Source organism: Kitasatospora sp. LaBMicrA B282 (assembly GCF_050325825.1).
Lineage (GTDB): Bacteria > Actinomycetota > Actinomycetes > Streptomycetales > Streptomycetaceae > Kitasatospora.
The window spans coordinates 1-5119 of record NZ_JBNQTI010000300.1 but is presented as its reverse complement, the minus strand read 5'-3'; the positions used below and the strand labels follow the sequence as shown (position 1 = coordinate 5119).

At 74.9% G+C, this 5119-nt stretch carries 6 protein-coding genes; 3 read left to right on the top strand and 3 right to left on the bottom strand.

What is annotated here, in order from left to right:
* Nucleotides 1-235: 235 nt before the first annotated feature.
* Nucleotides 236-676: an SRPBCC family protein gene (locus tag ACQRUO_RS38585; RefSeq protein WP_428320854.1), complete on the bottom strand. Its 441-nt coding sequence runs from the start codon at nt 674-676 to the stop codon at nt 236-238.
* 111 nt (nt 677-787) lie between these two features.
* Here ACQRUO_RS38585 and ACQRUO_RS38580 point away from each other — a divergent pair, with 111 nt between their 5' ends.
* A complete protein-coding gene (locus tag ACQRUO_RS38580; protein ID WP_428320853.1) occupies nt 788-1663 on the top strand; it encodes a HipA family kinase in 876 nt (291 codons plus the stop codon).
* Between the two features lie 28 nt (nt 1664-1691).
* Here ACQRUO_RS38580 and cpt read toward each other — a convergent pair whose 3' ends face one another.
* Nucleotides 1692-2240 carry a chloramphenicol phosphotransferase CPT gene (gene cpt, locus ACQRUO_RS38575; RefSeq protein ID WP_428320852.1) on the bottom strand — a complete coding sequence of 183 codons (549 nt, stop codon included), beginning with the start codon at nt 2238-2240 and terminating at the stop codon, nt 1692-1694.
* A gap of 106 nt (nt 2241-2346) precedes the next feature.
* Between cpt and lgt the strand changes: the two genes are divergently transcribed.
* Entirely contained in the window at nt 2347-3273 is a 927-nt protein-coding gene (gene lgt / locus ACQRUO_RS38570) for a prolipoprotein diacylglyceryl transferase (RefSeq protein WP_428320851.1), read from the top strand.
* 83 nt (nt 3274-3356) lie between these two features.
* On the opposite strand, the gene ACQRUO_RS38565 is transcribed toward lgt, so the two are convergent.
* Nucleotides 3357-4247 (bottom strand): hypothetical protein, encoded by an 891-nt coding sequence (locus tag ACQRUO_RS38565; protein ID WP_428320850.1) that lies wholly within the window; start codon nt 4245-4247, stop codon nt 3357-3359.
* Nucleotides 4248-4497: 250 nt separating this feature from the next.
* On the opposite strand from ACQRUO_RS38565, the gene ACQRUO_RS38560 reads away from it, so the two are divergent.
* The coding region (locus ACQRUO_RS38560; protein WP_428320849.1) for a DUF3592 domain-containing protein at nt 4498-5119 on the top strand (622 nt) is incomplete at its 3' end.

The following is a 5119-nucleotide window of genomic DNA, read 5'->3' as shown; positions in this document are numbered from 1 at the left end:
CGGTTCGTCCTCGTACTGGGTCGTACTTGGACGAACCGCCGGCGCGTCCAGGCGGGATGCCCGGCGTCGCGCGCCCGGAAAGATCCGCCGGACAGGCCCTGGGGTGGCGTACGCCGGTGGGTCGGCCTTCGTCACCCGACCGGGGGCGCGGTCCACCCGTACGGGCTGGGCTCGTACGGGTGTGCCGGGCGGTAGGTGTGACTAGTCGGGGTGGTGCGGGGTGACCAGCGGGGGACTACTTGAGGTGGTCGGCCAGGCGGGCCAGCACCTCGTCGTGGATCCGGTTCAGGCCCTTGGGGGCGAAGGTCTTCTCGAAGAAGCCGCCGATGCCGCCGGCCCCGTTCCAGGTGGTCTCGATCGCCACCGTGGTCTGCCCGGCGCCCGCCGAGGTGACCGTCCAGGTGTTCACCATCGAGGAGTTGGCGTCCTTCTCCACCAGGGTGCCGGCGGACGGCGCCGAGACGGTGTACAGGCAGTCCCGGACCCGCTTCTCGGTGGCCTGCAGCTTCCAGTGCACCTGGGTGCCGGCGCCCACGCCGCCCGCCTTCACCTCGTACTCGCTGTACTGGCCCGGCAGCAGCGTGGGGCGGACCGTGGCGTAGTCGGCGATCGCCTCGTAGACCTGCTCGGGGGTGGCGGGGTAGGTCCGCTCGGTGCGGGCGTGGACCTGGGCCATGGCGGGGGCTCCTTCTGGTGTGCGGAACGTCGCGGACAGCCAACCACACGCGGTGCACCCGTTCCGCGCAGCCCCGGCCCGCCCTGCCACCCGCCCGGTTAGGCTGGCCGGGTGTCTGCTGACCTCACCCGGGTGACCGCCCTGCACTACCTCGTCCCGCTGCGGGCCGGCGGCTCGGTGCCGGCCGTCGTCGAGACCGACGACCTGGGCACCTACGTGGTCAAGTTCAGCGGCGCCGCGCAGGGGCGCAAGGCGCTGGTCGCCGAGGTGATCGTGGGCGAGCTGGCCCGGCGGCTCGGCCTGCGGGTGCCCGAGCTGGTGCTGGTCGACTTCGACCCGGCGGTGGCCGCGCACGAGCCGGACCAGGAGATCCAGGACCTGCTGCGGGCCAGCACCGGGCTCAACCTCGGCATGGACTACCTGCCCGGCGCCCGCGACTTCCGGCCCGGGCAGGTCCGGGTCGACCCACTGGAGGCCGGCCGGGTGGTCTGGCTGGACGCCCTGACCGCCAACGTCGACCGGACCCGGGCCAACCCGAACCTGATGGTCTGGCACGACCGGCTCTGGCTGATCGACAACGGCGCCGCCCTGGTCTTCCACCACCGCTGGTCCACCGCGGCCGCCGCCGTGGACCGCGCCTACGACCTCAGCGCCCACGCCCTCGGCGGCTACGCGCCCGCGGTGGCCGCCGCCGACGCGGAGCTGGCGCCGCAGGTGACCCCGGAGCTGCTGCACGAGGTGCTGGCCCTGGTCCCGGAGGAGTGGCTGACCGAGTCGGCGGCGGCCGACGGCTTCGCCGGGGTCGAGCAGCTGCGCGAGGCCTACGTGCGGCAGCTGGCCGACCGGGCGGCGGTCTCCGCGCGCTGGCTGCCGCGCGAGTTCGCCACCGAGGAGCAGCTGCGCGCCGCGGAGGCCGCCCGCGCCCGGCGCACCGCGGCCGGCCGCCCGGCCTGGCTGCAACAGGTCCCGGACCTGCACGGACACTGACGCGGGCCCGAGGTGCGTGGCCCCCGGCCTACCGCACCCGGTCCGCGATCACCCGGTCCGCGATCACCCGGGCGCAGTCCGGCGCCGCCGCCTGCCCGGTGTCCACCTCCAGGTCGTAACGCACCCCCCGGTGCACCAGCTCCGCCTGCCGCTGCGCCATCCCGACCGCCCGGTCACCGCGGGCCAGCTCGCGCCCCGCCGCCACCTCGGGGGCGCAGCGGACGCCGACCCAGAGCACCGGCAGCCCCTCCAGCGCCCGGTCCCAGCGCGCCTGCGAGGCGGCGCCGCCCAGGAACACCTCGTCCACGATCACCCGGGCCCCGCTGCGCGCCATCGCCGCCACCCCGGCGATCCAGGCCTCCTCCAGCTGCCGGAACACCGCCCCGACCTCGACCTCGCCGTCCGGGCCGACCTCGATGCCGCCGTCGCCCTCGCGCAGCGCGGCGGGCAGCGCGTCGACGAAGGTGTCCGTCCCGAAGGTGAGCCAGGGATCGGGCAGCACGGCCTGCAGGCACCGGGCCAGGGTGGACTTGCCGCTGCTGGATCCGCCGTTGAGGATGATCATCCGAGTGGTCATGGCAGGCACGCTAAGTGTTGGGGGCGCGGACCGGCCAGTGAGTTCCGGCGCGGCCGGGCGCAACCCGCCGTGCGGGACAACGGCCCAGTTCCCGTACCCTCGCAGCATGCTGCTAGCCGCTATTCCGTCGCCGTCGGTGAACGGGTTCCACCTGGGGCCGCTGTTCATCCACTTTTACGCGCTGATGTACATCGTGGGCATCTCCCTCGCGGTGTTCATCGGCCGCCGCCGCTGGGCGGCGCTGGGCGGCGACCCGGAGCTGGTGGACGAGATGGCGATCTGGGGCGTCCCGTTCGGCATCCTCGGCGGCCGGCTCTACTTCGACATCACCACGCCCAAGGAGATCCCGCCGCACTGGTGGGGTCCGCTGGCGGTGTGGAGCGGCGGCCTGGGCATCTGGGGCGGGGTGGCGCTGGCCACCGCGGTCTGCGTCTGGCGGCTGCGCAGGGCCGGGGTCAGCGTCTTCGCGATGATGGACACCCTGGCCCCCTGCCTGCTGGTGGCCCAGGCGATCGGCCGGATCGGCAACTACTTCAACCAGGAGCTGTTCGGCGGCCCGACCAGCCTGCCGTGGGGCCTGACCATCTCCCCCGCCTACCGCCCGGCCGGCTACCTCCAGGACAGCACCTTCCACCCGACCTTCCTGTACGAGCTGGTCTGGGACGTGTCGCTGGCCTGCTTCCTGGCCTGGCTCGGCCGGACCGGCCGGCTGCGGCGCGGCAGCCTCTTCGCGCTCTACATCGCCGGGTACTCGGCGTTCCGGATCTTCGAGGAGTCGCTGCGGGTGGACTACTCGCAGTACTTCCTCGGGCTGCGGCTGAACTTCTTCGTCGCCTCGGTGGGCACGCTGGCGGGCCTGGCCTGGTGCGCCTGGCTGAACCGGCCCGGGCAGCCGGCCCAGCTGCCGGCCGCCGTCGGCACCCCGGCCCACGGCGACGGGGGCGAGGGTCAGGACAGTGCCGCCGACGGGAACGAGGACGCGAACGGCAACGGCGGCGACCGCGGCGCGGGCCGGGGCGCCGCAGCCTCCTGACCGCCCTCCCCGCACACAGCAAGGGGCCGCCCCCGCACTCACCGGAGTGCGGGGGCGGCCCCCTTGCTGCTGGGTGCCGGCCGTCAGACCTGCGGGCCGGCCGGGTCCATCCGGCCCGCGCCGGACTGGTTGGGCTCGTTGGCCGGCGCCGGGACCGCGGCCTTGGGCGCAGCCGTCTTGGGCGCAGCGGCCTTGGGCGCGGCCATCAGGTTCGGCGCGGCGAACCTGGCGGTGCCACCGGTCGTGCCGGCCGCCCCGGTCGTCCCGGTCCCGGCGGTGGCGCCGGTGCCCGGCTGGACCGCGAAGGACTGGGCGAGGCCGTCGAGCAGGCCGAGCGGCTCGATCCGGATCAGGTGCGACGGCGCGTAGAAGTGGTAGCCGTAGTGCTGACGCGCGCGGTTGTGCGCGTCCACGGTGGCCTCGTTGGTGCCGTCGGGGGCGGTGGCCACCAGGCCGGCGTGGCTCTTGGTGCCGCCGAGGTCCGCGTAGGTGACGACGACGTCGCCGGGGCGGGCCTCCTCGGGGTGGTCACCGACGTCCGTGCCGAGGTGGCTGTCCATCAGGTAGTCGTACAGGTTGTGGTACGGCGCGACGTCGCTGATCAGCAGCAGGTCGTAGGTGGTGCCCCACGGCGCGGTGTAGTGGAAGTAGTCGTCCTGCGGGTCGTCCGGGCTCAGGCCCGGGACCAGACCGGCCGCGGCCAGCGAGCGGGCGACGTACTCGGCGCACTGGTAGTTCGGCTGGTCCCCGCCGAAGGCGACCGGCGTCGGGTCGTTCCAGGCCGTCCAGTTCCAGTGGCCCTCGGCCCAGTCGACCTCGACCCCGCGCAGCAGGTCGCCGATGGACGGGATGGACGCCGTGACCTGGGTGCCCGCGGGCGCCGTCGAGTCCGCGTAGGCGGGCGCGGCCAGGACCGGTGCACCGGCCCCGAGCAGGCCCACGACCAAGGCGGCTCCGGCGACTCTGCGGGCCATGAACTTGCGCACTGTCAGTTTCCCCCTGTGGGTGTCGATGTGTTCGGCCCGAACGCTAGTGGATCTTCGTCGCGGTCCCCAACTCGGCCGCCGCCGGCCATCCCGCCGACGCCCGTCGGCCACCGTCCGGACGTCCGCCGCACCGCTCCGGGCGCCCGCCGCACCGGTCCGGGCGCCCGCCGGGCAACCGGTGCCGAATCCGCACATGGGCCGTACCGGCTTGTTACGCAGCGGTAGCAGACTGGTCGTCATGCTTCTGCGTTCGGGTGCGGCCGCGCGGACCGCGCTGCGCCGCCTGGGGCCGCTCGGCGGACTGGTCTTCCTGGTCGTCGGGGTGGCGGTGTGCGGGCTCGGCTTCCGGATGCAGGCCGACCACTCGCCCTACCCGGACGGCCTGCGGGCGACCGGGACGGTGGTCGGGGTGCTCGACCGGGGCAGCCCGGACGGTTCGGGCGACACCTGGTCGGCCCGGTACCGCTTCACCACCGCGGCCGGGCGGCAGGTCACCTTCACCGAGCCCGACGCCCGGTTCAGCCGGCCCCGGCCCGGCAGCACCGCCGAACTCTCCTACCGGGCCGGCGACCCGCAGCACGCCCGGGTGATCGGCGGCGGCTCGGCCTGGTCGCAGTGGCTGCTGTACGCGATGGGCGCGGCCTTCCTGCTGGTCGGCCTGGACGCGGTGGGCGGCCGGCGGCTGCGGCACCGGTGGGCCCGGCCGGCGGACCGGCGCAGCGGCTCCCGGGCCGGGACGCCGGCGGCGGCGGTGCGCCGCGGCCCGCGCCCTGCCACCGGTCGGCTCGACCACGGGGAGGGCACACCGCCCCACCCGAACCACTTCTGCCGGCCGGCCGCGGCGCTCGACGCCCCGCACG

Coding starts and splice junctions, on each gene's coding strand:
- ACQRUO_RS38565 (WP_428320850.1), bottom strand. CDS start 4,247: ATGGCCCGCAGAGTCGCCGGAGCCGCCTTGGTCGTGGGCCTGCTCGGG.
- cpt (WP_428320852.1), bottom strand. CDS start 2,240: ATGACCACTCGGATGATCATCCTCAACGGCGGATCCAGCAGCGGCAAG.
- ACQRUO_RS38585 (WP_428320854.1), bottom strand. CDS start 676: ATGGCCCAGGTCCACGCCCGCACCGAGCGGACCTACCCCGCCACCCCC.
- lgt (WP_428320851.1), top strand. CDS start 2,347: ATGCTGCTAGCCGCTATTCCGTCGCCGTCGGTGAACGGGTTCCACCTG.